This is a genomic window from Streptomyces sp. NPDC046909, from assembly GCF_040644695.1.
Classification (GTDB): domain Bacteria; phylum Actinomycetota; class Actinomycetes; order Streptomycetales; family Streptomycetaceae; genus Streptomyces.
In genome coordinates this window covers 618,982-645,097 of sequence record NZ_JBEYXC010000005.1, presented here as the reverse complement: position 1 = coordinate 645,097, position 26,116 = coordinate 618,982, and the positions used below count along the sequence as shown (strand labels likewise).

General features: G+C 68.2%; 19 protein-coding genes and 1 pseudogene. 8 read left to right on the top strand and 12 right to left on the bottom strand.

Translation table 11 applies throughout. From position 1 onward, the window contains the following. Positions 1 to 24: 24 nt before the first annotated feature. From uvrA to ABZ928_RS19950, 8 genes are all read right to left on the bottom strand, one after another. Complete coding sequence (uvrA, locus tag ABZ928_RS19985; RefSeq protein ID WP_361520330.1) at positions 25 to 2,877, bottom strand: excinuclease ABC subunit UvrA; 2,853 nt, start codon at positions 2,875 to 2,877, stop codon at positions 25 to 27. A gap of 143 nt (positions 2,878 to 3,020) precedes the next feature. Beyond that, entirely contained in the window at positions 3,021 to 3,518 is a 498-nt protein-coding gene (locus tag ABZ928_RS19980; RefSeq protein ID WP_361520327.1) for an EVE domain-containing protein, read from the bottom strand. 70 nt (positions 3,519 to 3,588) lie between these two features. Beyond that, positions 3,589 to 4,974: a DHA2 family efflux MFS transporter permease subunit gene (locus ABZ928_RS19975; RefSeq protein ID WP_361520726.1), complete on the bottom strand. Its 1,386-nt coding sequence runs from the start codon at positions 4,972 to 4,974 to the stop codon at positions 3,589 to 3,591. A gap of 135 nt (positions 4,975 to 5,109) precedes the next feature. Continuing rightward, positions 5,110 to 6,066, bottom strand: a complete 957-nt coding sequence (locus ABZ928_RS19970; protein ID WP_361520324.1) for an MBL fold metallo-hydrolase — start codon at positions 6,064 to 6,066, stop codon at positions 5,110 to 5,112. Then, positions 6,063 to 6,821, bottom strand: a complete 759-nt coding sequence (locus ABZ928_RS19965) for a dienelactone hydrolase family protein (protein WP_361520321.1) — start codon at positions 6,819 to 6,821, stop codon at positions 6,063 to 6,065. The genes ABZ928_RS19970 and ABZ928_RS19965 overlap by 4 nt, the downstream gene beginning before the upstream one ends. Positions 6,822 to 6,851: 30 nt before the next feature. Continuing rightward, complete coding sequence (locus ABZ928_RS19960) at positions 6,852 to 7,805, bottom strand: PDR/VanB family oxidoreductase (protein WP_361520318.1); 954 nt, start codon at positions 7,803 to 7,805, stop codon at positions 6,852 to 6,854. A gap of 215 nt (positions 7,806 to 8,020) precedes the next feature. After that, positions 8,021 to 8,998: a WYL domain-containing protein gene (locus tag ABZ928_RS19955; protein WP_361520315.1), complete on the bottom strand. Its 978-nt coding sequence runs from the start codon at positions 8,996 to 8,998 to the stop codon at positions 8,021 to 8,023. A 132-nt stretch (positions 8,999 to 9,130) separates the two neighbouring features. Continuing rightward, positions 9,131 to 10,150: a LacI family DNA-binding transcriptional regulator gene (locus ABZ928_RS19950; RefSeq protein WP_361520723.1), complete on the bottom strand. Its 1,020-nt coding sequence runs from the start codon at positions 10,148 to 10,150 to the stop codon at positions 9,131 to 9,133. A 341-nt stretch (positions 10,151 to 10,491) separates the two neighbouring features. On the opposite strand from ABZ928_RS19950, the gene ABZ928_RS19945 reads away from it, so the two are divergent. Beyond that, entirely contained in the window at positions 10,492 to 10,626 is a 135-nt protein-coding gene (locus ABZ928_RS19945; protein WP_361520312.1) for a hypothetical protein, read from the top strand. A 216-nt stretch (positions 10,627 to 10,842) separates the two neighbouring features. Here ABZ928_RS19945 and ABZ928_RS19940 read toward each other — a convergent pair whose 3' ends face one another. After that, complete coding sequence (locus tag ABZ928_RS19940; protein WP_361520721.1) at positions 10,843 to 12,798, bottom strand: beta-L-arabinofuranosidase domain-containing protein; 1,956 nt, start codon at positions 12,796 to 12,798, stop codon at positions 10,843 to 10,845. An 87-nt stretch (positions 12,799 to 12,885) separates the two neighbouring features. Further along, positions 12,886 to 13,899 carry a hydroxyacid dehydrogenase gene (locus ABZ928_RS19935; RefSeq protein ID WP_361520309.1) on the bottom strand — a complete coding sequence of 338 codons (1,014 nt, stop codon included), beginning with the start codon at positions 13,897 to 13,899 and terminating at the stop codon, positions 12,886 to 12,888. 363 nt (positions 13,900 to 14,262) lie between these two features. Between ABZ928_RS19935 and ABZ928_RS19930 the strand changes: the two genes are divergently transcribed. From ABZ928_RS19930 to ABZ928_RS19900, 7 genes are all read left to right on the top strand, one after another. After that, a complete protein-coding gene (locus ABZ928_RS19930; RefSeq protein ID WP_361520306.1) occupies positions 14,263 to 15,591 on the top strand; it encodes an extracellular solute-binding protein in 1,329 nt (442 codons plus the stop codon). Positions 15,592 to 15,664: 73 nt separating this feature from the next. Beyond that, positions 15,665 to 16,618, top strand: coding sequence for a sugar ABC transporter permease (locus ABZ928_RS19925; RefSeq protein WP_361520303.1), 954 nt, complete (start codon positions 15,665 to 15,667; stop codon positions 16,616 to 16,618). Beyond that, positions 16,615 to 17,481 (top strand): carbohydrate ABC transporter permease, encoded by an 867-nt coding sequence (locus ABZ928_RS19920; protein WP_361520300.1) that lies wholly within the window; start codon positions 16,615 to 16,617, stop codon positions 17,479 to 17,481. Before ABZ928_RS19925 ends, ABZ928_RS19920 begins: the two co-directional genes overlap by 4 nt. 10 nt (positions 17,482 to 17,491) lie before the next feature. Continuing rightward, entirely contained in the window at positions 17,492 to 20,446 is a 2,955-nt protein-coding gene (locus ABZ928_RS19915) for a Tat pathway signal sequence domain protein (RefSeq protein WP_361520297.1), read from the top strand. 98 nt (positions 20,447 to 20,544) lie between these two features. After that, positions 20,545 to 21,693 carry an alginate lyase family protein gene (locus tag ABZ928_RS19910; RefSeq protein ID WP_361520294.1) on the top strand — a complete coding sequence of 383 codons (1,149 nt, stop codon included), beginning with the start codon at positions 20,545 to 20,547 and terminating at the stop codon, positions 21,691 to 21,693. A gap of 11 nt (positions 21,694 to 21,704) precedes the next feature. Then, entirely contained in the window at positions 21,705 to 23,303 is a 1,599-nt protein-coding gene (locus ABZ928_RS19905) for a glycoside hydrolase family 43 protein (protein ID WP_361520291.1), read from the top strand. Continuing rightward, positions 23,300 to 24,097 carry an alpha/beta hydrolase gene (locus ABZ928_RS19900; RefSeq protein WP_361520288.1) on the top strand — a complete coding sequence of 266 codons (798 nt, stop codon included), beginning with the start codon at positions 23,300 to 23,302 and terminating at the stop codon, positions 24,095 to 24,097. Before ABZ928_RS19905 ends, ABZ928_RS19900 begins: the two co-directional genes overlap by 4 nt. A 266-nt stretch (positions 24,098 to 24,363) precedes the next feature. Here the strand turns inward: ABZ928_RS19900 and ABZ928_RS19895 are convergent, their stop codons facing one another. Continuing rightward, positions 24,364 to 24,816 carry a ribose-5-phosphate isomerase gene (locus ABZ928_RS19895; protein ID WP_361520285.1) on the bottom strand — a complete coding sequence of 151 codons (453 nt, stop codon included), beginning with the start codon at positions 24,814 to 24,816 and terminating at the stop codon, positions 24,364 to 24,366. Continuing rightward, positions 24,816 to 26,054, bottom strand: a pseudogene (locus ABZ928_RS19890) (hypothetical protein); the annotation flags it as partial. The gene ABZ928_RS19895 and the pseudogene ABZ928_RS19890, both read right to left, overlap by 1 nt. Positions 26,055 to 26,116 lie beyond the last annotated feature (62 nt).

Here is a 26,116-nt window from a genome sequence, read left to right as displayed (position 1 = left end):
CTTCGGTGCCTCTCTGGATCACGCTCATGTGTCCTCCGTCCGCAGCGCCTTCAGGAACCGTCCGGTGTGTGATCCCGAGTGTGCCGCGATCTGTTCCGGGGTGCCCTCGGCAATCACCTGTCCGCCTCCCCGGCCGCCTTCCGGTCCCATGTCGATCAGCCAGTCGGCTGCCTTGATCACGTCGAGGTTGTGTTCGATGACGACGACGGAGTTCCCGCCGTCGACCAGCCGCTGCAGAGCCGTCAGTAGCTGCTCCACGTCGGCGACGTGGAGTCCGGTGGTGGGCTCGTCGAGCACGTAGAGGGTGTGGCCGCGGGCACGGCGTTGCAGCTCGGCGGCGAGCTTGACCCGCTGGGCCTCACCGCCGGAGAGGGTGGTGGCCGGCTGGCCGAGTTTGACGTAGCCGAGTCCCACGTCGTGCAGGGTGCGCAGATGGCGGGAGATGATCTGGTGGCCGTCGAAGAAGTCGAGGCTCTCGGCCACGGTCATGGCGAGGACGTCGGCGATGGAGCGGCCCTTGTAGTGCACCTCGAGGGTCTCGCGGTTGTACTGGGCTCCCTGGCAGACCTCGCACGGCACGTACACGTCCGGCAGGAAGTTCATCTCCACCTTGATGGTGCCGTCGCCGTAGCAGTGTTCGCAGCGGCCGCCCTTGATGTTGAAGGAGAACCGGCCTGGCTGGTAGCCGCGTGTCCTGGCCTCGGGGGTCTGCGCGAACAGTTTGCGCAGGTGGTCGAAGACTCCGGTGTAGGTGGCGGGGTTGGAGCGGGGGCTGCGTCCGATCGGCGCCTGGTCGACCTGGACGACCTTGTCGATGTGCTCGGTGCCGGTGAGGGCGCGGTGGCGGCCCGGGGCGCGGTGCGCGCGGTGCAGCTGCCGGGCCAGCGCGGTGTACAGGATGTCGTTGACCAGGGTGGACTTCCCGGAGCCGGAGACACCGGTAACCGCGGTGAACAGGCCCAGCGGAAAGGAGACGGTCACCTCGCGCAGGTTGTGTTCGGTGGCCTCGTGCACGGTGAGTACACGCCCCTCCTCTCGTGCCCGGCGCCGGGCGGGCACGGGTATGGCGCGCCGGCCTGACAGGTAGGCACCGGTCAGCGACTCGGGGTGCTCCATGAGCTCGCCAACCGTGCCGGAGCACACGATGCGCCCGCCACGCGTTCCCGCGCCCGGTCCGATGTCGACGACCCAGTCGGCTACGCGCAGGGTCTCCTCGTCGTGCTCGACGACGATCACCGTGTTGCCGCGGTCCCGCAGCCGCTTCAGTGTCTCGATCAGCCGCTGGTTGTCGCGCTGGTGCAGCCCGATGGACGGCTCGTCCAGGACATAGAGCACCCCGGTCAGCCCGGCCCCGATCTGGGTGGCCAGCCGGATCCGCTGAGCCTCGCCGCCGGACAGCGAGGCGGCCGGACGGTCGAGGGAGAGGTATTCGAGGCCGACATCGAGCAGGAACCTCAGCCTTTCCCCGATCTCCGCGAGAACCGCCTCGGCGATCCGCCGCTCGCTCTGCGTCAGCTGCAACGTAGCGGTGAAGGAATCGAGTTGGTCGAGTGAGAGGGCGGCCGCCTCGGCGATGTTCCGGCCGCCCACGGTGACGGCCAGGACGCCGGGGCCGAGGCGGGCGCCGGCGCAGGCGGCACAGGGCACCTCGCGCATGTACCCGGTGAACCGGCTCTGGGAGGTTCCGGACTCAGTGGCCTCGATGTGTCGGCGTTCGATGTGCGGGATCACGCCCTCGAAGCGGGTGAGGTGGGATCGTTCGCGGCCGAAGCGGTTGCGGTAGGCCAGGTGGAGCCGACGGTCGGCTCCGTGCAGTACCGTCTCCCGGATGCCGACGGGCAGTTCGCGCCAGGGAGTGGAGGTGCTGAAGCCGACCTCGGTGGCCAGGGCTTCGAGCAGGCGGGTGAAGTAGTCGGCGCCACTGGTGTTCGTCCACGGGGCGATGGCGCCGTCGGCCAGCGACCTGGTGTCGTCCGGGACGACCAGAGACGGGTCGACCTCGGTGCGGGAGCCGAGTCCGGAGCATGCCGGGCAGGCACCCCAGGGGGCGTTGAACGAGAAGAGCCGGGGTTCGAGCGAGGGCAGGCCGATGTCATGAGAACGGGGGCAGGCCATCTGCTCGGAGAACGTCAGCTCCCTGCCGGGATCGGCGGGGTCGCGGTCCACAAACTCCACCCGTACGACACCGCCGGCCAGTCCCAGCGCGGTCTCCACGGACTCGGTCAGCCGCTGCCGTGCCCCCGGCTTGATGACCAATCGGTCCACCACCACGTCGACGGTGTGCCGCTTGCACGGATCCAGCGCTGGCGGGGCGGTGAGCGGCAGGACCGCTCCGTCGACCCGGACGCGGCTGAAGCCATCGGCGCTCAACTGCCGGAATACTTCGGTGTGTTCGCCCCTGCGGTCGCGTATGACAGGGGCGAGCAGCTGGAAGCGGGTGCCCTCTGGGGCATCCAGCAGGTGGTCGACTATGCGCTGCGGGGTCTGCCGGCTGACCGGCTCGCCGCACTCGGGGCAGTGCGGCCGGCCGATGCGGGCGTACAGCAGGCGGAGATGGTCGTACACCTCCGTGATGGTGCCAACCGTGGAGCGCGGGTTGCGTCCGGTCGTCTTCTGGTCGATGGCGATCGCCGGCGACAGGCCTTCTATGGCGTCGACATCGGGTTTGTCGAGCTGTCCCAGAAATTGTCGCGCGTATGCGGACAAAGACTCCACATAACGTCGCTGACCTTCCGCGAAAATGGTATCGAATGCCAAGCTGGACTTTCCCGACCCGGAAACACCCGTAAACACGGTGAGCGAGTCCCTGGGCAACTCTACGGACACATCACGGAGATTGTGCTGACGGGCCCCTTTGACGACAATTCGATTGCTCATTTACTTGAGGCTACCATCGTGAAACCACCGGGTAAGGCCGCCGCGTCGCCTCTTTTTCGTGTGATGAACATCGCGCTTGACAGGTCTTTCCGGTGTGTGCGCAAAGGAATCGGAAGAGAAATACGCTGGTTTGCTGCTACATCTCAGCGCGTCATCGTGGCGCGGAGCAGTTCGAAGTCCTCGATCGCCAGCGACACAAGGCCGAAACGCAGCCCGTACCCCCAGTTCGGCTGTTGTGTCAGGACGAGCCCGCCGGTCACCGTCCGAAGATCAACGGCGTGGACATCCTCGAATTCGATGGCGCGGCGCCACGGTCGCAGTGTTCCCTTGGCGCCCATGTCCATCACCTCATCGGCAAGATGGGGCTCATCGTCGGCAATGACTCCGAGCGCTGTGAAGGAGCGCAGCTTGGCCCTGTCGCCCATGCGCTCGGTGGGCGAATAGTAGACGAAGCCGTCCCCCCGGCTCATTCGCGCGAGGTTGCGGCGGTCACCGTTGTTCAGCTGAATCCAGCCGTGTCGGGCCGCATAGCGGGCATGCTCGGCCGAGACCACGCCGAGCCAGGCACGCCCGGGCGAGCCGTGGGTATTTCGCGGGGACTCTTCGTTTTCTGCGGGGAAGAGGGTCGGTTGGCTACTCATGGGCTCCCCTGGAGGTGTGGGTCCGTCTTCGGACGGACTCCATTCTCCATCGGATACCTGACACAGAGCGTCATGTATTCAGCTCGGTTTTTCTGGTTCGGCGTATCGCCGTCGCAGCCGCGGCCCCCAGGAGCAGGACGAGGATCAGTGGCAAGTAGGCGGCACGGGTGCCCTTGCTGAACGCGACCGCGCTAGTCGTCGCGCTCCCCAGAACCGCGCCCAGTTGGCGGGCGGTGAAGTAGAGGCCGGACGCTGTGCCGCGCAGTTCCGGCTGGACGGTTCCCATCGCCGTGCTGTTGAGCGGGACGAGGACCAGGCCCATGCCGAGGCCGCAGGCAAGGAGACCCGGAACGCATTGCCACGCAGAAGCGCCGGGGGTGGTCCGCGCGGCGACGAGAGCCAGACCGCCGGCCATGCCCACCAGGCCGGACAGCACGAGGTGTTTGGTGTTCATACGGTCGGAGAGACGGCCGGTGAAGGGACCCATGACGGCGGAGAGCAGAGCCATGGGCGCGGTGAGCAACCCGGCTTTGGTGGGGCTGAGACCGAGGGAGGTCTGGAGGTGGAGGACCAGCGGCAGAAACATGCCTGTCATTGAGAAGCCCAGGGCAGCCGTGACCACCGTGGCCGCCGAGAAGTTGCGGTCGCGGAAGACCCGCAGGGGGAGCAGGGGCTCGCTTCGTGTGGATGCCTGCATCAGTACGAAGGCACCGAGCAGGATCAGCCCAGCGGCGATGACCCGAGGCACCGTGACCGGGCCGGCGATCTCACCCCAGTCGTAGGACTTGCCGTTCTGTACGCCGAACACGATCAGAGCCAGACCCGTGCTGGAAAGCAGGATGCCGAGTGGGTCGATGCGGCGCGCATGGCCTGGGCGCCAGTCGGGGATCACCCGCAGGCTCAAGCCCAGAGCGGCTGCGCCGAGGACCATGTTGACGTAGAAGATCCACTCCCATCCGAGATGGTCCACCAGGAGGCCGCCGAGCAGCGGGCCGGTGATGGTGGCCAGCCCCGACGTGGCGCCCAACACGCCCATCGCTCGCCCGCGTTCCCCGTCGGGGAACAGGTGAGTGACAAGGGTGAGGGTCTGCGGGGTGAGCAGGGCCGCACCCAGCCCCTCCAGCGCCCGCGCGGCGATGAGCACCTGGATGTTGGTAGCCGTCGCCGCGCCGAGGGAAGCCACCGTGAAGACCGCGAGCCCAGCGACGAAGAGGCGCTTGGGGCCGTAGCGGTCGCCGAGGCGGCTGGTGAAGAGCATGGGAACGGCGTAGGTGAGAAGGTAGACACTCGTGACCCAGACGACGGCGTTGAGGCTCGTGTGCAGGTCGTGGACCATGGCAGGGACCGCCACCGACACGATGGACGTGTCAACGACGATCATGAAGAGTCCCATGCAAAGGGCGCCGAGTGCCGCCCATGGATTGGTGGGGGAGGTCCCCCGCTGGCGGGTCGGCATCTGTGCTGTCCTGGTCATGGCTCACTTCGGCCGGGCTTTTACGGAAGCTGCTGGTGGAGGTGATGTGGGCATGCCACAGGCCCGGGGCCGGGGCTCACCCCGGGCCTGCGGCGACTTGGAACCGCTGTCAGCCGGTCACCAGCGGACCTTGCCGTAGTGAACTTCCATCTCGGGGTACGACCTGACGCGCTCGGCCAGCGCCCGCATCCGCTGCCGCATCTCGTCGGCCGGAAGGCGTTTGAAGTCGCCGTGGCCCGGCAGAACCCACTCGAAGGTCAGCTCCTCCGCGGCGCGGGCCAGGGAGACGGCAGTGGTCTTGATCGAGTCGTAGACGACGCTCTCGAACACATCCAGGGCTTTGGTGGTGTGCGACCAGTAGAAGGCGTCCCCGGTGAAGCAGTACTTGTCGTCGGCCACGAACAGAACGCTGCCCGGGGTGTGTCCGGGGAACGGGTAGGCGACCACGCCAGGTCCGATCTCCACCGGTTCCAGGCCCCGGATGACCTGGTCCGCGTCGGGGCGGGAGTGCAAGTCGCCCTCGTGGATCCAGAGCCGGGCGCCGAAAGCGTCGGCGTACTTGCGGCCGTGCGCGACATGGTCGAGGTGGGTGAGGAGCACGTCAGTGATCGTGCCGACCTCCTTCTCGAAGCGACGGGCGAGGGCCGGCCGCCAGCGCGGGGTATCGATCATCATCGCGGTGCCGTCAGGGCGGCGCAGCAGGAAGGAGGTCGCCCCGTAGGTCTGCGGGGAGGAGTGACCGCACAGGTAGACGTTCTCGTCCAGGGCCTTCGGGTACGGGTCCGAGTCCGGCGCCCACTGGTCGGCGGGCGGGTGGATGGAGCGGGTGGGGCAGGCGTGAGCCGCCATGTAGAGCTGCTCGGTCTCGGCATCGGTCTCGGGCTGGCGCAGGACGACGGAGCGGACGCCGCCGTAGTCCCCACCGGGCTCGGTGCCGATCAGGCCGGGCGCGGTGTGGCGGGCGATGTTGCAGTTCAGGCAGCGCTCATCGACGTACCAGCCGTCTTGGGGGCGAGTCTCGGACGAGGTGGAGGCCTCGGTCTGGGCGGGGGTCTCAGTCTCGGTGGTGCTCATGACTCCGCTTTCTCGGTGTGGGGGGCGTTCAGATGGGTTGCGAAGAAGGTCTCGATGCGCCGCCAGGCGTCGGCGGCGGCTTCCGGGTGCGGGCCCATGCCCATGACACGGAACAGGGGGCGAAGCGGCCGGGGGCCGACCTCGGCGTCGTTGAGGAAGGAGTGGCCGGCGTCCGGGTACTCGTGGACGTCGTGCACGACTCCGTGGCGGTGCAGGCTGCCGCGCAGACGGGTGGCCGCTCCCTTCAGGGCTCGGTCCTTGCCGCCGTAGCTCGCGACGACGGGGCAGGCGCCGGCCAGGGTGTCCAGGTCCTTCGGGAGCATTCCGTAGTTGGCGGCAGCCGCCTGGAAGGCGCCGCGTCCGGCCGTCATCAGGGCGAAGGAACCGCCCATGCAGAAGCCGATGATGCCGACCGCGCCGGTGCACGCGGGCAGGGCCAGCAGGTGGGAGCGGGCGGCCTCGATGTCGTGGTAGGCGCGGCCGGTGCCGGACAGTGCCGCCCGCATCGTCGGGATCAGGCAGCGGCGGGTGCCGCCCTGGGTGAAGAGGTCGGGCATCAGCGCCAGGTATCCGGCCCGGGCCAGGTGTTCCACCTGCCGGAGCATCACGTCGTCGACGCCGAGCGCTTCATGTACGACGACCACACCGGGCCAGGGACCTGGTCCCTCGGGCCGGGCGAGGTGGCCGGTCAGCCGCGACGAGCCGCCGGCCGGCGCGCTCAGGCTGCTGAGGTCAATGGATTCGACAGGGGGCATGGGCCTTCTCCCGAACGGCGGGTGACGGGGTCACAGGTCAAGAACGAGACGGGGGCCGCGGGCACGGGAGACGCAGATCATCATCGTCTCCCCCGCTTCCTGCTCCTCGGCGCTGAGCACGGAGTCTCGATGGTCGGGCTCTCCCTCCAGCACTTCCGTCTCGCAGGTGCCGCAGATGCCCTCGGCACAGGAGAACGGGGCGTCGATCCCCGCGGCCCGGACCGCCGACAGCACGCTGTGCTCCGGGGGCACCTGGACGGTGATGCCGCTCCCGGCGCACACCACCTCGAAGGCCGGTCTGGGCGCCTGCGACTCCTGCGCTCTGAACCGCTCCACCTGAAGCGCATCCGCCCGCCAGACACGGCAGCGTTGCTCGACGGCGGCGAGCAGGGGCTCGGGGCCGCAGCAGTACACCAGGGTGTCCTCGTCGGGCTCGCCCAGGAACGCGTCCAGGTCCAGGAGCCCGTGCTCGTCCTGCGGGCGGACCAGCACCCGTGACCCGTATGCGGCCAGTTGGTCGGCGAACGCCATCGATGGCCGGGACCGCCCGCCGTACAGCAGCCGCCACTGGGCGCCCGCTGCCTCTGCGGCAGCGGTCATCGGCAGCAGAGGCGTGATACCGATGCCGCCGGCCACGAACAGGTAGCGGCGGGCCGGGCGGAGGGGAAAGTTGTTCCGGGGGCCGCGCACGTCGAGGCGGACGCCGGGGTGAAGCTTGTCGTGGACGTACTGCGAACCACCGCGGCTGTCAGCGGTCCGCAGCACGGCGATGCGCCAGGCCGTACGGTCGGCCGGATCGCCGCACAGCGAATACGTGCGCACGAGTTCGTCGTCGAGGAGGAGCTCGATGTGTGCGCCCGGCTGCCAGTCCGGCAGCAGTTCATCGTGGGGGTGACGGAGCGTCAGGGATACAACGTGGCTGGCTACTTGGGCCCTTTCGGCGACGACAAGACGTTGCTCGTACGCAGTGGAGGATGCGCTCAAGGGGGAAGCCCGCTTTCACAGGAAACGGTGCGTCACGTAGATCACCGGCCACAAGTACCGACGCACGACGTAACGCAGAACGGTTAGGTCATGGAGCGTGCGACGGAAGGCGAGGCGACGGACGACGTTTCCGATTCGAACCCTAGCGTGTACCCCCGCTATGGGTTACCAAATTGTGATCTTGAGTGGGGGTACAGGAAGCGCATTCCAGCCAGTCAATCGAGGTCGTAAAGTCCGGCGATGTCCCGCGCGACGCGGGCAAGTTCTGTGCGCAGTTGCGGCGGGGAGAGCACCTCGACGTCGGTGCCGAAGGCAAGCAGCGGACGGGCCGCGCCGAGGACCCGGAAGCGCAGCTCCAGTTCCACCCACTCCTCGGCGTCGCTCTCACCCGAAGCGGCGCTCGGCGGCGGGCCTGCCAGGTCCGCTTGGTGAAGACGCAGAAACCAACCCAGGATCCGATGGCGGACACGGACCACCACTGCGACGTCTGCCGGAGCCTCGTCGATCCCCCGCTTCAATTCGTCCCAGACATCGGCCAGTTCCACGCTCTTACGGCGCTGGACCGGCTCGTCGGTGACACGGGCCCAGAGCACGCGATCGGCGCGGAACATCCTGGGTGCACCCCGGTGGTCGGCCACCAGGTACCAGACACCGGCCTTGTCGACCAGGCCGTACGGGTCGAGGGTGTAGCTGCGCACCCGGCCGTCCTCGCCCCGCCGGTAGCGCAGACGCAGACGGCGGTCGGTGAACACGGCCTCCTGCATGATGCCGAGATCAACCGGAGGCACCGGCCCGGTGCGCCATCGCACCGAGTCGACCAGAATGCGTCGGCTGACCAGGTCGGCGGCGCTCCGCTGGGACTCGGGCAGCGCGGCCATGACCTTGCGCAGAGCCGAGCCGATGGCCTGCCCCAGGCCCAGGTCCGCATGGGTGCGGTCGGCGAGGAGCACGAAGAGGGCGCGGGCTTCGTCAGCCGTCAGTCCGGTGACGTCGGTGCGATAGCCGGGCACGAGCGCGATGCCGCCGTTGCGGCCCCGCTCGGTGTACACCGGGACGCCCGCGGCGGACAGCGCCTCCACATCGCGGAACACCGTGCGGACGGACACCTCCAACCGTGCGGCGAGATCGGTGGCCGACAACCGGCCGTGCGACTGCAGCAGCAGGAGAAGGGCCAGGAGACGGTCGGACTTCATGGTTCAAGGATCGCCGACATACATGACACAAGCCGACATGTATGCGACTGCGTCACCATACGCCTCTCGTGACTCGACGCCGCCGACGAGACAAGCATCGCGCCGGCCTCCGGGCACGTCGAGCAGGGCGGATCACCGCCGCTCGCGTACCGACTGGCGGATCACCAGCTGCGTGCTCAGGACCACGTGATCGTCGCCGGAGATGCGCTCGTTGCGCTCCAGAGCAAGCCGTACGGCGGTGCGGCCCAGGTCCTCGTAAGGCACCCGGATCGAGGTCAGCGACGGGCTGAGATCCGCGGCGAAGGGGACGTCGTCGAAGCCGACCACCGAGATGTCTTTGGGGACGTCCAGTCCCGCGTCGCGGAGCGCGGCCAGTACGCCGAGCGCCACCATGTCGGTGCCCGCGACGACACCGGTGAAGTCCAGTCCTGCCTTCAGCGCATCCCGCGTGCGCTGGTAGCCCGAGACGCGCGTATAGGGACCGGGTACGTCGAGTTCCGCCGCGTAGGGCAGTCCGTGCGCGCGCAGGGCATGCAGATAGCCCTCCCTGCGCTGCTCCCCGGTGCTCAGCTCGGGCTCGCCGCCCAGGAAGAGGACCCGCTGATGGCCCTTGACGAAGAGATGGTCCGCGGCCTGGAAGGAACCTCCGCGGTTGTCGTAGTCCACGACGGTCACCGGGAGATCCTCGGGAAGCGACGGACGACCGACCAGCACCAGACGGGAACCGGCAGCGTCCAGGGCGCGCGCGTACTCGGCCATCCGCCGGAAGTACGTGTCGTCCTGCACAGCCCCGCCGACCAGGACGACCGCGGCCGCGTGCTGTTCCCGCATCAGCTGTACCAGGTCGTCCTCGCGCTCGGTGTCCCCGTGCGTGGCGCAGACCAGGCTCAGCCGGCCCCGCAGCGCCGCCTCTTGCTCCACTCCGGCGGCGACATTGGCCAGCGAGGGCCCGGTGATGTCTCTCAGCACCAGGGCGATGGGGCCGGCGACCCTGCCGGACAGGGCCTTGGCGTGGACGTTCACCACATAGTGCAACGCCTCCACGGCGGCCATGACCCGTTCGCGGGTGGCGGCGGAGACGGGGTAGTTGCCCGCCAGCGTCCTGGAAACGGTTGCTACCGAAACACCCGCCTTCTCGGCGACGTCACGAATCGTGCTCGGGCCGTCGCCACCGGCGGAGGTGTTGCGTCGACGCTTGGCAGCCTTGGGCCCGCTACCCGCAGGGGAGCCCTTCCCGTTCACCGTCACACCCCGACGTTACTGCATACGGAGCGCTTGTAGGGCTCTAAGGCGGCGGGTTAGCGCCCCGCCACTAGTAATCGTTTACCTCACTTCAGGAGCCTGCGCGGCTGCTGGCCGCGGGGGCAGCCGCCGCTGTGCCCATGCGCAAAGCGGTATGGCCGGCGGTCGCCGTGCCTGGCCGGGTTGGCAAGCCCGGCCAGGCGACCGAACCCACTCCAGCGGCCGACGACAGGGCGCCAGAGAGGGTTCCGGTGGATCAGCCCGCCGAGGAACCGATGCCGGATCCGACGTACGGCTCAGAGCTGCTGAGCGAGCCGCGTGCGAAGGCAGCCCAGTTCGTGATCCTTCCCTCCCAGCAGGCGCTGAACGCGGTCACGCTGCGGTGAGCGGCCACGGCACCTGCCATGCTGCCCGAGACGGTCCATGGGCCGATGCTCACCATCAACAACGCATCACGGCGACCCAGGCCACTGCGCTCCGCACCGCCGCAGTACACATGGGACGGCCGAGAGCGCGCCCTGAGGGCGACCCTCCGGCCGAACCGGTCGGCGGTGCTCCTTGCCTTCGGATCCATGCCCCTTCTATGACCGCCGTGTCGGCGGCTATCTGCGGTCGGCCAGCGGCAGCCAGACCCGCATCGCCCCCGGCTCACGGTTGGCCCAGGCGTAGTACGGCACCGCTGTCAGTTCGACGGCCTCCCCCGGCTCGCGGGCGGCCTTTGCCCCGTGCGGCAGGTAGGGCCAGTCGGCGGGCTCGTCGACGGGCAGGAGTTGTCCCACAGAGGTCACGGCGCTCACCCCGCCGAGCAGCTCGGGCCGACTGCCCGCGATCAGCGGTGCATCCGCCACCAGGGCGAGTGAGTCCGGGTCAAGGCCGCCGGGCTGGTCGGTCTGCTCCAGGCAGTACACCAGCGGGCCGCGCTCGATGGCGGCGCAGCCTCGGGCAGCGTCGACACGCACAGAAGGGACAGTGAGCCGGGGCGGCATCGCGAGGTCGAGGCGGATGATGTCGCCGGGGGCGAACTCACGGGTGACCTGCAGCCAGCCGCCTTGTGCCTCACCGTCGGCCGTCGCTCCGTTCACGGTCAGGGTGTGCTGCGTGCACCAGGCCGGCAGGCGCAGGCGGACGGTGCGGGGCAAGGCTGCCGGGGCATCCTCGACGGTCACCGTCACCATGCCGTCCCACGGGTACTCGGTCGCCACGCGCAGGGTGAGGCCGTCGCCACCGTAGACCCCTGAGGCGTACTGATGCAGTTGCAGCCCGCTGTCGTCGGTCGTGGCGACGTAGTGCGGCAGGCTGGCGAGCAGGCGCATCACGTTCGGCGGACAGCACGCGCAGCGGAACCACGGAGTGCGGTGCGCGGTCTGGTCTCCGGGGCGTTCGTGCGAGCGCGCACGCAGGTGCAGTGGGTTGACGTACAGCCAGGTCTTTCCATCCAGAGCGACGCCGGCGAGGAAGCCGTTGAACAGGGTGCGCTCGATCAGGTCGGCGTAGCGGGCCTGGCCGGTGAGCAGGGCCATGCGCCAGGAGAAGTGGACCGAGGCGATGGCTGCGCAGGTCTCGGCGTAGGCGCGGTCGGCGGGCAGTTCGTGGGCGTCGCCGAAGGACTCCCAGTCGTGCCGGGAGCCGACGGCTCCGGTGAGATAGGTCTTGGTGGTCACCATGTCCTGCCACAGCCGCTCCAGCGCCGCGCGCAGCTCGGTGTCGGCGCTCTCCGCTGCCAGGTCGGCGGCTCCGGCGAGCAGATAGAGCTGGCGCACGGAGTGACCGGTGACCTCGTCCGCTTCGCGGACGGGCATGTGGTCCTGCCAGTACTCCGGCCCAGGGTCGCGGTCGTGGCCCCGGTCGGCGCCCGAGGACAGGCTGCCGTGACCGCGCCGCTCGAGGAAGTAGCGGGCGAGGTCCAGGTAACGCTTCTCCTGGGTCGTCCGGTAGAGCTCGATGAGTGCGGTCTCCACCTCCGGGTGACCGCACACCGTGTCCACCTGCTTGCCGGGGCCGAAGACGGACTCGATGTGGTCGGCCAGTCGGCGTGCGACGTCCAGCAGCCGGTCGGAGCCGGTGGCCCGGTGGTGGGCGACGGCCGCCTGCATCAGGTGGCCCGCACAGTACAGCTCGTGTCCCCAGCCGAGTTCGGTCCAGGGTTCACCGCCGCCGAGCTGGTAGTACGTCTGCAGGTAGCCATCTTCGCGCTGAGCGGCGGCGATCAGATCGACGACGGCTTCCACCTCCACGGCGAGATTCTCGTCGGAGGTCTGTGCCAGCTGCCAGCAGGCGGCCTCCAGCCATTTGTAGACGTCGGAGTCCTGGAACTGGAAGTCACCGGAGAAGCCCGAGGGGAGATCTCCGCCCTGGGTGCTCGGAAGCGCGGCGGCGCGGAGGTTGGCGAGGTTTCCGGCCGCTTCGAGCCGCGCCGGGCCCTCGGCGAGGGAAACCTCGGCGTTGACCCGGCGACGCTCGGCCCAGAAGCCGCCGTCGATACGGGCCACGGCGGCGGGACGCAGCGGGGAGACGGCCCCCGGGGAGGGGCGGACCGGACCGAAATACGCGGTGTTCAGTGGAGCCTCCGGATGCAGGAGATATGGACGGTGGGGTGATCGGGGAGGGGAGGCGCCCGGGCGCCGTGGCGACGAGGAGTGGGGCGATCACGCGCTGATGGCGAGTGCGTCCCGGTGCACCGGGTGGGCGGGCGGCAGGCCACTGGTGAGGCGTTCCAGTTCGGCCACGACAGTGCCGCCCAGGCGGGCCAGTTCATTGCCCAGTGAACCGGCGATGTGCGGGGTGAGGAACACGTTCGGGAGGCGGTAGAGCGGAGAGTCGGCGGGCAGCGGTTCGGGGTCGGTGACGTCGAGCACCGCGCCGATGCGGCCGCTGACCAGCTCCTCGGTGAGCACCGTGTGGTCGATAAGGGCGCCTCGTGAGGTGTTGATCAGTACACCCCCGTCGGGGATGAGCGCCAGCCGTTCACGGTCGAGCATCCGGTGGGTCTGCGGGGTGTCGGGAGCGTGCACGCTGACGATGTCGCTGGTGCGCAGCAGTTCCTCCAACTCCAGCGGCACGGCACCGAGTTCCGCGGCCTCGGCCGCACTGACGTAGGGGTCGTACAGACTCACCGACAGATCGAACGGCCGCAGCAGCTCCAGCACCCGGCGGCCCACTCGGGAGGCACCGATCAGACCGACTCTGCGGCCGAGGTTGCCCACCGCCGCGTACTCGGCGGGCGCGGGGTACGCGTGCTCCGCCCGGAAGCGTTCACGCAGCCCGAAAGCGTCCTTGCCGGCCAGCAGGATCGAGGCGAGCGTGTACTCCGCCACGGGCAGGGCGTTGGCCTGCACCGCGCTGGAGATGGTGAGGCCGCGCTCCCAGAACGGCTCGCCGACGAGGTGGCGGACGCTGCCGCCGGTGTGCAGGACGGCACGCAGTCGCGGCGCCGCTGTCAGCACCGACTCACCGATGTGCGGGCAGCCCCAGCCGGTGACCAGGACCTCGGCCCGGCCCAGGACCTCGACCGCGGCGGGGTCGGAGAAGTCCTGGACAACGAGTGCTGGATCGACCTGCACGAGCTGCTGGAGACGTCTCATCAACCGAGATGGGAACAGCTCCGGCAGGTGCACAGGATTCATGGCGAAGAGGGCAACCGGCGGCGGCGACGTGGGCATGACGCTCCTGGGGCAAGGGCAGAGCAGGGACGCTGAGGACAGTAAACGTATTCCAAGCTAGAAGCGCTATCCGATCAGGTCAATGGACGTATCGGCGACACATCGCCGTGACACAGAGTCCCAGGATGCCTACAGCAAGCCGAAGAGTGCAGGTCAGAGGGCTCTTCTGGTAACGCTTTTGAAAGTTTGGCGAAACAATCCGACACTTCCCCCTTGTGGACTCGACTGCTCGGACCGTACCGTCCACGACAAACGATTACTGCCGATTCTTGAGCAGTGCCGGTTTCTCTTCCTCTTTGCGCCGCCCCGACCGCGCCGTCTCCCCCGCGGCAGGCGCCGTCTCGTTTCCCTCGTGGAGGACCGATGTCCAAGTCCCGCATCCGCACCAGAGCCTTTGTCCCCGTGGCTGCCGCTGCGTCCCTGTCCCTGTTGCTGGCCGCCTGTTCGAACGGCGACGACACGGCGGCCGCTTCGAAGACGAAGGGAAAGATCTCCCTGGAGTTCTGGAGCTGGACGGACGGTATCGAGGCCCAGACCAAGGCGTGGAACAGGGAGCACCCCGACACTCAGGTCAAGTTCGTCAACGTCGCCGGGGACACCGCGTACCAGAAGCTGCGGGCCGCGGTGAACGCGGGCACCGCGCCATGTCTGTCGAAGATGGACGGGATGAACCTGGCGAACTTCGCCGCGGACGGGCTGCTGACCGACATCAGCAAGGACGCGGCCAAGTACAAGGACGCCTACACGACCGCCGCCTGGAACGCGGTCAGCCCCGGCGGTGCCACCTTCGGCATCCCGATGGGATCGTCGCCGCTGTTCACCGCTTACCGCGCGGACCTGTTTCAGAAGTATGGGATCGAGGCCCCGAAGACCTGGGACGACCTGATCACCGCCGGCAAGAAGATCCAGCAGGAGGACAGGAACGTCAAGATTTACAACATGGCGGGTGAGGACCCGAGCACCCTGGTCGACCTGTCCTGGGAGGCCGGCGCACAGTGGTACAAGGTGGAAGGCGACCACTGGGTCATCGACTTCACCTCCCCCGAGGCCCTCAAGGCTGGCGATGTCGTTCAGCAGCTCGTCGACAACAACCTTGCCTCCAACGCCTCGTACGCCGACCCAGGCGTCTTCAAGACCTGGGACCTCGGCAAGACCATCGCGATGACCACCTCCACCTGGCAGCTGCCGATCTACAACACCAACTTCCCCAAGTCCAAGGGCAAGTGGCAGCTCGCCGATTCACCGGCATTCGACCCCGCCAAGCCGCAGACCTCCAGCAACTTCGACGTCACCGGCGTTCTCAAGGGCTGCAAGTACCCCGACCGGGCGGCCGAGTTCGCCGCCTGGCTGTCCAGCAGCAAGGAGTCGCTCACAGCGCTGACCGACCCGGCGTCCAAGTCGGGTCTGTTCCCGGCGGTCAAAGATGTCTCGCCGTATGTCGACAAGATCATCCCGACGGAAATGTTCAACGGGAAATCCGACAGCGCACAGGTGATCACGACCGCGGCCTCCCGGGTCGGCGAGCAGTGGCAGTACGGCCCGAACTACGCGGCCATGTACTCCGAGATGCAGAAGCAGTGGGGTCAGGTCATGAAGAAGGAGCTGACGGTCAAGGACATGCTGGCCTCGCTGCAGAAGTGGACCCTGGACGACCTCAACCACAAGGGCATCAAGGCCGTCGCCGGCCGCTGACCCCGGCCGATCTTTCGGCAACGACGTCCGGCCCGGACGGAGACTGCCGGCACACCTCACCTGGAGTCATCCCGTGTCCACCCTGACGCGACCGCGCAAGGTCGCCTCCGACTCCCCGGCCCGGCGGTCCTCCCCCCGCCGGGCCGGGAGCCGGGGAGCCCACAAGGGAGTGCTGTTCGCACTCCCCTTCCTGCTGGGCTTCCTGGCCACCTATGTCGTACCGATCGGCTACGCGTTCAGCCAGAGCCTGCGGGAGAAGAAGAGCAGCGGTCTGGGCTTCGGCCCCACTCGGGTCGTCTTCACCGGCTTCTCCAACTTCTCCTCCATCCTCGGTGACAGCGACTTCTGGTCGAGCATGCTGCGCACCCTGTTGTTCGGTACGGCGCAGATCATGGTGATGCTGGGCTTGGCCCTGTTTCTCGCTCTGCTCCTTGACGGAGTGGCCGCCCGCGCGGTCCGGTTCTTCCGAGCGGCGCTTCTCATCCCTTACGTGGTGCCCGCAGTGGTGTCCACCGTGATGTGGCTGTTCCTGTACAGCCCGACCGGCAGCCCGCTGCTCGACCTCGCGCAGCGGGCAGGCACAGACGTCGAGTTCTTCGGCGGTCTGAACACTTATCTCTCGCTGGGCAACCTGCTGACCTGGCAGGGAATCGGCTTCAACATGATCTTGATCTCCGCCTCGCTGCAGGCGCTACCTCGCGAGCTGTACGAGGCGGCCCGGTTGGACGGGGCGAGAGAGTGGCGGATCGCCTGGTCGATCAAGGTTCCCAACATCACCGGGATCCTGGTGCTGACCGGCATGTTCTCCCTGATCGGCAGGCTCCAGCTGTTCGCCGAACCGCTCATGCTCCGGCAGATCGCGCCGGAGTCGATCAACACCGACTTCACTCCGATGATGGAAATCTACGACAAGGCGTTCAAGACCGGCGACTACCAGTACGCCGCCGCCGAATCGCTGGTCCTGGCCGTGGTCACCGGGATCCTCGCCTTCGTCTTCTACCGTGTCACGAACAGGAAGATGTCATGAGCGCTGTCGCTTCCGGGGGCGGCGTGCGCCCCACTCGCCGCGCCGTGGTGCTCACCACCGGCATGCTGGTTCTCTTCCTGATCTACGCGCTCGCCCCGACCTGGTTCCTGATCGTCTCCGCGACCAAGAATCAAACGGACTTGTACTCCACCTTCGGTCTGTGGTTCTCCGCCAACCATCTGATGGACAACCTCCAGGGCATCTGGACCTACCACGACGGAGTGTTCGCCCGCTGGATCGGCAACTCGATCCTCTACTCCACTCTCGGCGCGGCCGGATCCACCCTGGTCTCGCTCGCCGCCGGCTACGGACTGTCGAAGTTCGACTTCCGAGGCCGGGGCGCTCTCTTCGCGGTCATCGTCGGTGCCTCGCTGCTGCCGAGCACCTTGCTGGCCTTCCCGCTCTATCTCGTCTTCGCCCAGATCGGCCTGACCAACACCATCTGGTCGGTGCTCGTCCCCTACTTCATCAATCCGTTCGGGGTCTACCTGGGCAAGGTGTACGCAGACAGCTCCATCCCCAGCGAACTGATGGAGGCGGCTCGTCTCGACGGCGCCGGTGAACTGCGGATCTTCTGGTCGGTCGCGCTGCGTCTGATGCGGACCGGCGGCATCACCATCTTCATGCTCGTCTTCATCGACATCTGGAACAACTTCTTCCTCCCGCTGTTCATGCTCACCGGCGAGCGGACCTTCCCCGTGAGTCTGGGTCTGTACTCCTGGCTCCAGCAGGCCCAGACCGCCCGCGACATGAACACCCTCGTCCTCACCGGGTCCCTGCTGTCGATCGTTCCGCTCGCGGTCTTCATGTTCGCGCTCCAGAAGTACTGGCGCAGCGGAATCCTCATGGGCAGCCTCAAGTAAAGGAACAGCCGTGCCCAACGCACCCAGAAGACGTGACGTTCTCAAGTACGCCGGGACCACCGGTGTCGCCGCAGCCGGCCTCGGCCTGCTGAACTTCCCTTCCGCCGCCGCGGCGGAAACGCCCGACGGCGCCTCGTGGCAGGAGAGCGTCTGCAAGCCTTTGGACATCGTTGTCTTCGGTAACGACGAGTCGGAGACGGCGCACCATCTCACCGCTGCCCTCTCCGACACCGTCACCGGCGGGCTGGGCCAGAAGGCGAGGATCCTCAACCCGACGGAGCCGGCGACCTACTGGGGCGGCACCCTGAAGTTCGACGTCGCCGTCAGCCCGACCGGCACCACCTACGTCACCGTGCGGCTGTGGGGCGACGACCACGACCCGACCTCGCCGAGCGCGGGCTCCGGCACGAACATGTGGCGGCTCCAGCTGTTCTGCGACGGACTGCAGATCGGCTACCAGGACGAGGGCGCCGTCGACTCCCTCGACATCCTCGACACCGCCCCGCGCACGCCCGGCCGGTTCTTCTTCCACACCCTGCCGCTGCCGGAGAAGATGACGGCCGGCAAGAAGACGGTGACGCTGGAGATCCGGTCGATGGGCCGCATCTGGTCCTACGGCCAGAACCAGGCCCAGCTCTTCTACAAGATGACGACGCCCTCGCGCGGCATCTACCGGCTCTACACACACACCGAGCCGTACTTCATCCCGCCCAAGGGCGAGGCGCAGGGCCCGGCCCCGACACCGGTGCCCCGCACGGTGGAAGGACCCGACGTGCTCGACGCCGTGCGCAAGCGCGTCGCCAAGGACCAGAACTACTACCTGACCACCGCCAACCCCGCCAGCATGGACTTCTGGGCCATCCAGTCCCTCGCCGAGGGCTACCTCTGGTCCGGCAGCCCCGCCTACCAGAACCCCGCGGCCCTGGAACGGGTGCTGCGCGCCCTCGACGGCCGCTACACGGCCTGGAAGGCGAACTCCACCGTCCTGACCGGCTCCGACCAGCAGTGGCAGGGCCTGGGCCGGGCCGGCCTGGTGCTGGCGCTGCTCTGGGAGCGCCTGGGCAACCGACTGGACCAGAAGGTGACCGGGTCGCCGTACGACATCAGCAACCCCAGTTTCGAGGAGGGCGCGAGCACCCCCATAGGCTGGGAGGTGCCGGGCTGGGGAAGGACAGCTGACGCCAACTGGTCCCGGGACACCACCGTCGCCCGCTCCGGATCGGCCTCCCTGAAGGTCTCCGCGACCGCTTCCAACGGCTTCATCACCGTCTTCTCCTCCCCCAAGACCCGTGTCGGCAAGGGCACGTACACCTTCGGCGCCTGGATCAAAACCGACAGCGTCACCGGGACCGGCGCCCATATCGACCCGCTGTTCTTCGACTCGAGCGGCAAGCTCGTCGGCAGCGACCACCGCCAGTTCGCCGCCACCGGCACCCACGACTGGAGTTACGTCTCCATCGACCTGACCGTCCCCGACGGCGCCACCCAGATGGAGATGCACCTGCGCCTGTCCGGCCCCGGCACGGCCTGGTTCGACGACGTCACCGTCGTCGTGCCGGCGGGCAACGGCACGCCCGTGCAGCCCCTCCGCCGCGACGCCTACATCGACATGCTGACGTCCAGCCGGGACTACTGGCGCCAGCACTTCCCGCACTACAGCAACCAGACGCAGATCTGCGCCATCGGCATCTACCAGGCCAACCGCGGCCTGAGCCTGCTCGCCCCGGACCAGGCCCTGCCGGAGGACAAGGCCCGCAGCTACATGTACCAGTCGCTCGGCATGACGCCCTACCTCGGCCCCGAGGACAAGGACGGCAACCCGACCAAGCCGCTGGGCGAGAGCTACCGCCAAGTCACCAAGGCCGGTCTCACCCGTGAGCTCGGATACGTGGGCAACTACGGCGAGGTCATCGACTGGCTGGTCATGATGTACGAGTCCGTCACCCGCGGCTACAAGGGCCAGGACGCGCCCGAACTGCGCGAGCAGATGGTCAAGATGATCAAGGCGCGCGGCAGCTTCCGGGTGGTCGACGTCGACGAGACCGGCGCCCGCATCTCCCGCATCGAGACCGTCATCGGCTGGCGCAACGAGGTCTACCCCGGAGAGGTCGCCTACGCCTCCCGCACCGCCTGGGACTCCCACCCCGTGATGTCGGCCGCAGTCTTCAAGGACCCCGACATCATCGGCTGGACCCAGGAGATGGTCGCCGACGGCCAGTTCTACCGGCAGCTGGACCTGCTCATCAACCACACGTGGACCCGGGTCGGGCTCGCAGCCCTGCGCCTGGCCTCTCGCGACTGGGACACCTACCAGTCCCTCCCGAGCCGCCCCGGCCGCATACCCACGGCATGGGACCAGCCCGACTTCGTCCTCACCGACGAGGAGAACGGCTGCCTCGCCGTCAAGAACGGCCAGGAAGTCCTCTTCGCCTCCCTCTACTGGCGGGCCCGCCAGGGCGTCAACAACTACGCCCGCATCCACCACCTCACCCCCACCGACCAGCGCTCCGCGACGGTCCGCCAGCGTTCCGCCGGCACCACCGACGACACCTTCACCGCGAAGGACTGGATCCTGTGGGACTACGCCATCAACGACCCCGGGGCCGGGCACATCCCGCCGGGCGGCTTCCCGCCGCCGGGTGACACCGTCCACCAGTCGCAGGAGGGCGACGTCTACCACCTCGCCCCCGTCCCCGCCGACGTGCCGGACCCGGCGCTGGGCGTGCACTTCGAGGGCGTGGAGACCATGCTCGTCGGCCGTGCGCCCTTCTACCTGTGCGAGTACGGCGACTACCTGATCGCCATGAATACCAGCACGGACAGGACCTTCACCATGCCCGCCCGCCAGGACTTCGGACCGGCTCGCGACCTGGCCACGGGAAAGACGATCGGCGCCGGACAGCGCCCCACGGTCGGCCCGCTCAGCACGCTCGTGCTCTACCGGGGCCGTCGAAAGGGCGACTGATCTGAAGGGGGAGCCGGACGACCGCACGGCTCCCCCACCCGCCACTACGCGCGCTCTCCCCCCACCGCCACTCAACGACGAGTGAAAGAGGAAAACGCATGACCGAGCCGCACTCCCCCACGCCCGGCTCCCCCAGCCGCCGTCGCTTCCTGCAGATCACCGCCATAGGCACCGCAGCCGCTGCGACGGGCGTCGCCCTCACCCCCGAGGCCGACGCCATCACCTCCGTCATCCACCCCGGTGTGCTGCACAAGCTCTCCGACATCCAGCGCATGAAGACCCGGATCGCGGCCGGCACCGAGCCCTGGCTGAGCGGCTGGAATGTGTTCAAGGCCGACCAGTACTCTCAGTCGACGTACACGATGCTGGGCCCGTTCGCCTCGGTCGACCGGGGCACCACCGAGGTGCACAACTGGGAGTTCTGGAACGACTGCAACGCGGCCTACCAGAACGCCCTCATGTGGAACCTGACCGGGACGACCGCACACGCCACCAAGGCCCTGCAGATCATCAAGGCCTGGTCCTCCACCCTCACCTCCATCACCGGCAAGGACGCCCAACTCGCCGCCTCCATCTACGGGTTCAAGCTCGCGGCAGCTGCCGAGCTGATGCGCTACACCGCGCCGGCCGGCAGCTGGTCGGCGGCCGAGATCACCCAGACCGAGAACCTGTTCAAGAACGTCTTCATCCCGCTGATCAACACATTCGGCGACGCCGGATGGGGCACCAACTGCATCAAGGCCATGATGGCCATGGGGGTGTTCACCAACGACACGTCCGTCTACAACGCCGCCGTCGACGCCTTCTACAACCACACCTGCTGCAGGATCAGCAGGGTGCTCATGGACACCGGCCAGTGCGTGGACAGCGGCCGTGACCAGGCCCACACCCAGCTCATCCTGGGCAGCATGGCCGAGGCCTGCGAGATCGCCTGGGTCCAGGGCCAGGACCTCTACAGCGCCTCCGGCAACCGGCTGCTGGCCGGCTTCGAGTACACCGCGAAGTACAACACCGGAAACGACGTCCCGTACACCGTGTGGGGCTCCTGCAAACTCACCTTCAACTCGATCTCCACCATCGAGCGCGGCAACCTGCGCCCGATCTACGAGATGGCCTTCAACCACTACGTCAAGCGCCGCAGCCTGCCCACTCCCTGGACCTATACCGCTGTCCAGCGCCTGCAGCCGGAAGGCGCCGGATTCCAGTGCGACCACGTGGGCTTCGGCACCCTGCTGTTCACCCTCTGAGCGGAGTATCCGTGATCCACAACCCCGTCCTGCGCGGCTTCGAACCCGATCCCGTGATCCTGCGGGTCGGCGCCGACTTCTACATCGCCGCCTCCACCTTCGAGTGGTATCCGGGCGTCCGGATCCACCACTCCAGGGATCTGGTCAACTGGCGGCCGCTGGGCGGGGTTCTGGACAGTCTCAGGCTGCTCGACCTCACGGGTGTCCCGGACTCCGGCGGGATCTGGGCCCCTGGACTGTCCTACACGGACGGCCTGTTCCACCTCGTGTTCACCGTCGTCGACACCTACGCGGAGGGCTGGAAGGACCTCCCCAACTACGTCACCACCGCCCCCTCGATCGAGGGCCCGTGGTCCGACCCGGTCCCCCTGCACAGCCGGGGCTTCGACGTGTCCCTGTTCCACGACGAGGACGGTGACGGACGAAGCTGGCTGCTGAACATGCGCTTCGACTGGCGCCCGGACCATGAGGGCTTCGCAGGGATCGAGATCCAGGAATACGACCGCAAGACCTGCACCCTGCTCGGCGAGCCCCGCACCATCTCCACCGGGACAGCCGCCGGAGTCGCGGAAGGCCCGCACCTCTACCGGCGGGACCACTGGTACTACCTGGTGCACGCGGAAGGCGGCACCGGCTACGAACACGGCGCGGCGGTGGCCCGCTCCCGGAACCTGCACGGCCCGTACGAAGCCGACCCGGCCGGCCCACTGCTGACCTCCCGGCACGACCCGTCCCTGGAACTGCAGAAGGCCGGGCACTGTTCCCTGGTCCAGACGCCGTCGGGTCAGTGGTACGCCGCCCACATCGTTGCCCGCCCGCACACCGAGCGGGGCCGGTGCGTGCTCGGCCGGGAAACCGCGCTGCAGCCCGTGGCCTGGACCGAAGACGGCTGGCCCCGCATCGCCGGAGCCGTCCCCGCCGCCACCGTACCGGCACCCGCCCTCCCGCCCGCACCCGTTCTTCACCCGCAGGCGACCGACCTCTTCGAGGGTCCCACCCTCGGTCCCGACTGGTCCACGCTGCGCCGCCCGGCCTCAGAGGACTGGATCGCACCGGCGCCCGGACGGCTGCGCATCCGCGGCGGCCAGTCACCGGTCGGCCGCCGTGCCCCCAGCCTGCTCGCCCGGCGGATGACCGCCACACGCTGCTCCTTCGAAACCAGTCTTACCTTCGCCCCCCGCACCCCCGACCACCTGGCCGGACTCGCCGCCTACTACAACACCCGCAACTGGCACTACCTGTACGTCACCGCCGAGGACGACGGCTCCCCCCTCCTGCGAGCCATGAGCTGCGAAGCCGGCCGCCTCATCGCGCACCAGCCCACGATCCCACTCGAGCCCGGACACCCGGTCCTCCTGCACGCCGAACTCGACGTGCCCGTCCTGCGCTTCTCGTACGACACCGGCCGGGGGATGCGAGAGCTGCCGGTCGAACTCGACGCCACCGTCCTCTCGGACGAACACGCCGACGAATTCCACGACGGGCAGTTGCGGGTTCTCGGTTTCACCGGAGCCATGCTGGGACTGTGGGCGCAGGACCTCGACGGCTCCGGTGTCCACGCGGACTTCGCCTACGCCACGTACCAGACCAACCCGGGCGGCCTGGCATGATGCTCATCGACCTGGAACGTATCCGCCTCTTCTGCACCGTCCTCGGACCCGACCAGGCGGCCCCGCTGCTCCTCGTGCACGGCTGGGGCGGAGACGGACGGGAATGGTCCGTACACGCCGAAACCCTGGCCGACCGGTTCCGAGTGATCGTCCCCGACCTGCGCGGACACGGCCGCTCGGAAGTACCCGATGAAGGCAACACCCCGGTGGAGATGGCCGACGACCTTGCCTCGCTGCTGGGGTGCCTGGGCACCGGGCCGGTGATCGCCGTGGGCCACTCCATGGGCGGCCAGGTGGTCAATCTCCTCGCGGTGCGGCACCCGGAACTCGTCCATTCGGTCGTCGCCCTCGATCCGGCCCACGGCGCGCACGGAGCGGAAGTGGAAGGGATCCCGGCCCGGCTTGCGCACTACCGGGAACGCGGGGCCCGCGCGGCGGCCGACTTCATCACCGGTGCCTTCTCCGCAGGGGCTCCGGCCGGACTGCGTACCGCGCATGTCCGCACCATGCTCGGCACCCCGGACCACGTCGTCGCCCAGTCCTATGCCGGCATGTACACCGACCCCGGCGCGGTCGGGGTCCGCCCGCGCAGCGAGGCGTACCTGCGCCGGCGCACCCAGCCCGCGCTCACCGTGTGGACGTCAGCGGAGGCCGCCGCCTGGGAGCGCGGCACCCTGCACGTCACCGGCTCCCGGGTCGACCACTGGCCGGGCAGCGGGCACTACCTGCACGAAGAAGGTGTCGAGCGCACCATCCGCCTCATCCATGCCTGGGCCGTACTGTTTGAGCGGTGAGACTGCGGTGGCAGCATGTGCTTCTCGGCAGGGCGCGGCCGACATGGCGTGACACCGCACCGGCCGGACCCGACTCTTTTCGGGCCCGGGCCGGGCCTCTTGGCCGATCATCCGCCAGCCTGCTTGAGCGGGCCGAAGTCCCGGACACCACGCCGTCGATTCACTCACAGGTTCCGGCTGTCGGCGGTGAATGGCGACGGCCGCAACACCCTCATAGTCACCTGCGGCCGGCCGGTCGGGGACGGGGCGCTGCCGCGCTCTTCAGGTCACTTCTCCCTCAGCTCGTAGTCGCGGATCATCCGGATCCTGCGCGCGTGGCGCAGGTTTCCGCTGAACGGCGTCTTGAGGAAGACCTCCACCAGATGGGTGGCTTCCAGCACGGAATGCATCCGGGCGCCGATACTGACCACGTTCGCGCCGTTGTGTTCGCGGCAGAGCCTGGCCGTCTCCTCACTCCAGGCCAGGGCCGCCCTGACTCCGCTGACCTTGTTCGCGGCGATCGCCCCGCCGTTGCCCGACCCACCGATGACGACGCCGAGACTTGCGGCGTCTGCCGCGACGCGCTGGGCGGTCTCGAGGATGTACAGCGGATAGTCGTCGGCCTCCACGTACGTGTGCGGACCGACATCCTCCGGCTCGTAGCCGAGCTCCTTCAGACGGTTGACCAGCACTGACTTCAGGATGTAGCCCGCGTGATCGGAGCCGATATAGACGCGCATCAGCGGCCTGCCAGCCGACGGGAGGCGGCCACGAGAGCGGTGGTGGAGAGGTCGAGGCCGGGGACCTTGGCGCCCTCGGTCAGGTCGGGTTCGACGCGCTTGGCCAGCAACTTGCCGAGTTCGACGCCCCGCTGGTCGAAGGAGCCGCTGTTCCAGACGGCGCCCTGGACGAACACCTTGTGCTCGTAGAGGGCGATCAGCTGGCCGAGGGCCGACGGGGTCAGCGCGCAGGCCAGGATGGTGGTGGTGGTGGGGTGGTTGCCCAGGAAAGTGAAGGTGCGGTGCGGCACCTGCTCCTCGGGCACACCCCCCGCGCGCACCTCGTCGGCCGTCTTGCCGAAGGCCAGCGCCTGGCCCTGGTGGATCAACTGGTAGTAGGCGTGCTGCCCTTTGGTGCTGGGCGTGCCCCACACCACAGGGTCGGTCTCCCAGCCCAACACGTGTCCGTCTCGGTCCACCGACTTGCCAGTGGACTCCATGTCCAGCTGCTGGAGGTAGGCGGTGAACTTGGACAGGTAGTGGCTGTGAATGCGGAAACCGTCGAGCATCTCCCGGAAGCGGTCCGAGCCGATGGCGATCATCAACGACAGACCGATCGCCGAGTCGAAGGAGTAGAGACCGCCGACCCAGTCCCAGAACTCGAGCATGTTGGCCGTGTCGATCCCGAACTCGGCGACCTTCCCGGCGTTCGTCGACAGCGCGACGAAGTGCCGGGCGACGGCCGTCTCGTCCCCGCCGAGGCCGGCCAGCAGCCAGGAGCAGGCCGCGGTGGCGTTGGTGATCGTCTCGATCGTGGTGAAGGTCTTGGACGCGACGATGAACAGCGTCTCCGCCGGGTCCAGGTCGCGCACGGCCTCGTGCAGGTCGGCGCCGTCGACGTTCGAGACGAAGCGGAACGTCAACTCCCGTGCCGAGAAGGTGCGCAGCGCCTCGTACGCCATCGCGGGACCGTACTCCCCGTGACCCGGGGTCTTCGAACCCCACGTCCGGAACGCCTTCAGGTCGTCCAGCTCAAGGCCGAAGCCGGCCAGATAGAGCTGGGTGTAGAGGGTCAGGGACGAGTGGCCCGCGGACAGCACGAACCGGTCGCGTCCGACCCACTCCGGGTCGGCCGGGTCGTGCCGCATCACCTTCTGGAAGAGGGTGTACGCGGCAGGCGCCAGGCTCATCGCCGTACCCTGATGACCGTTACCGACCTTCTGTACGGCATCGGCGGCCAGGACGCGGGCGGTGTCGACGGCCCGCTGGTCCAACTCGGTCCACTCGAGGTCTGTGGTGTCGGTCGGCATCTGCTCATCGC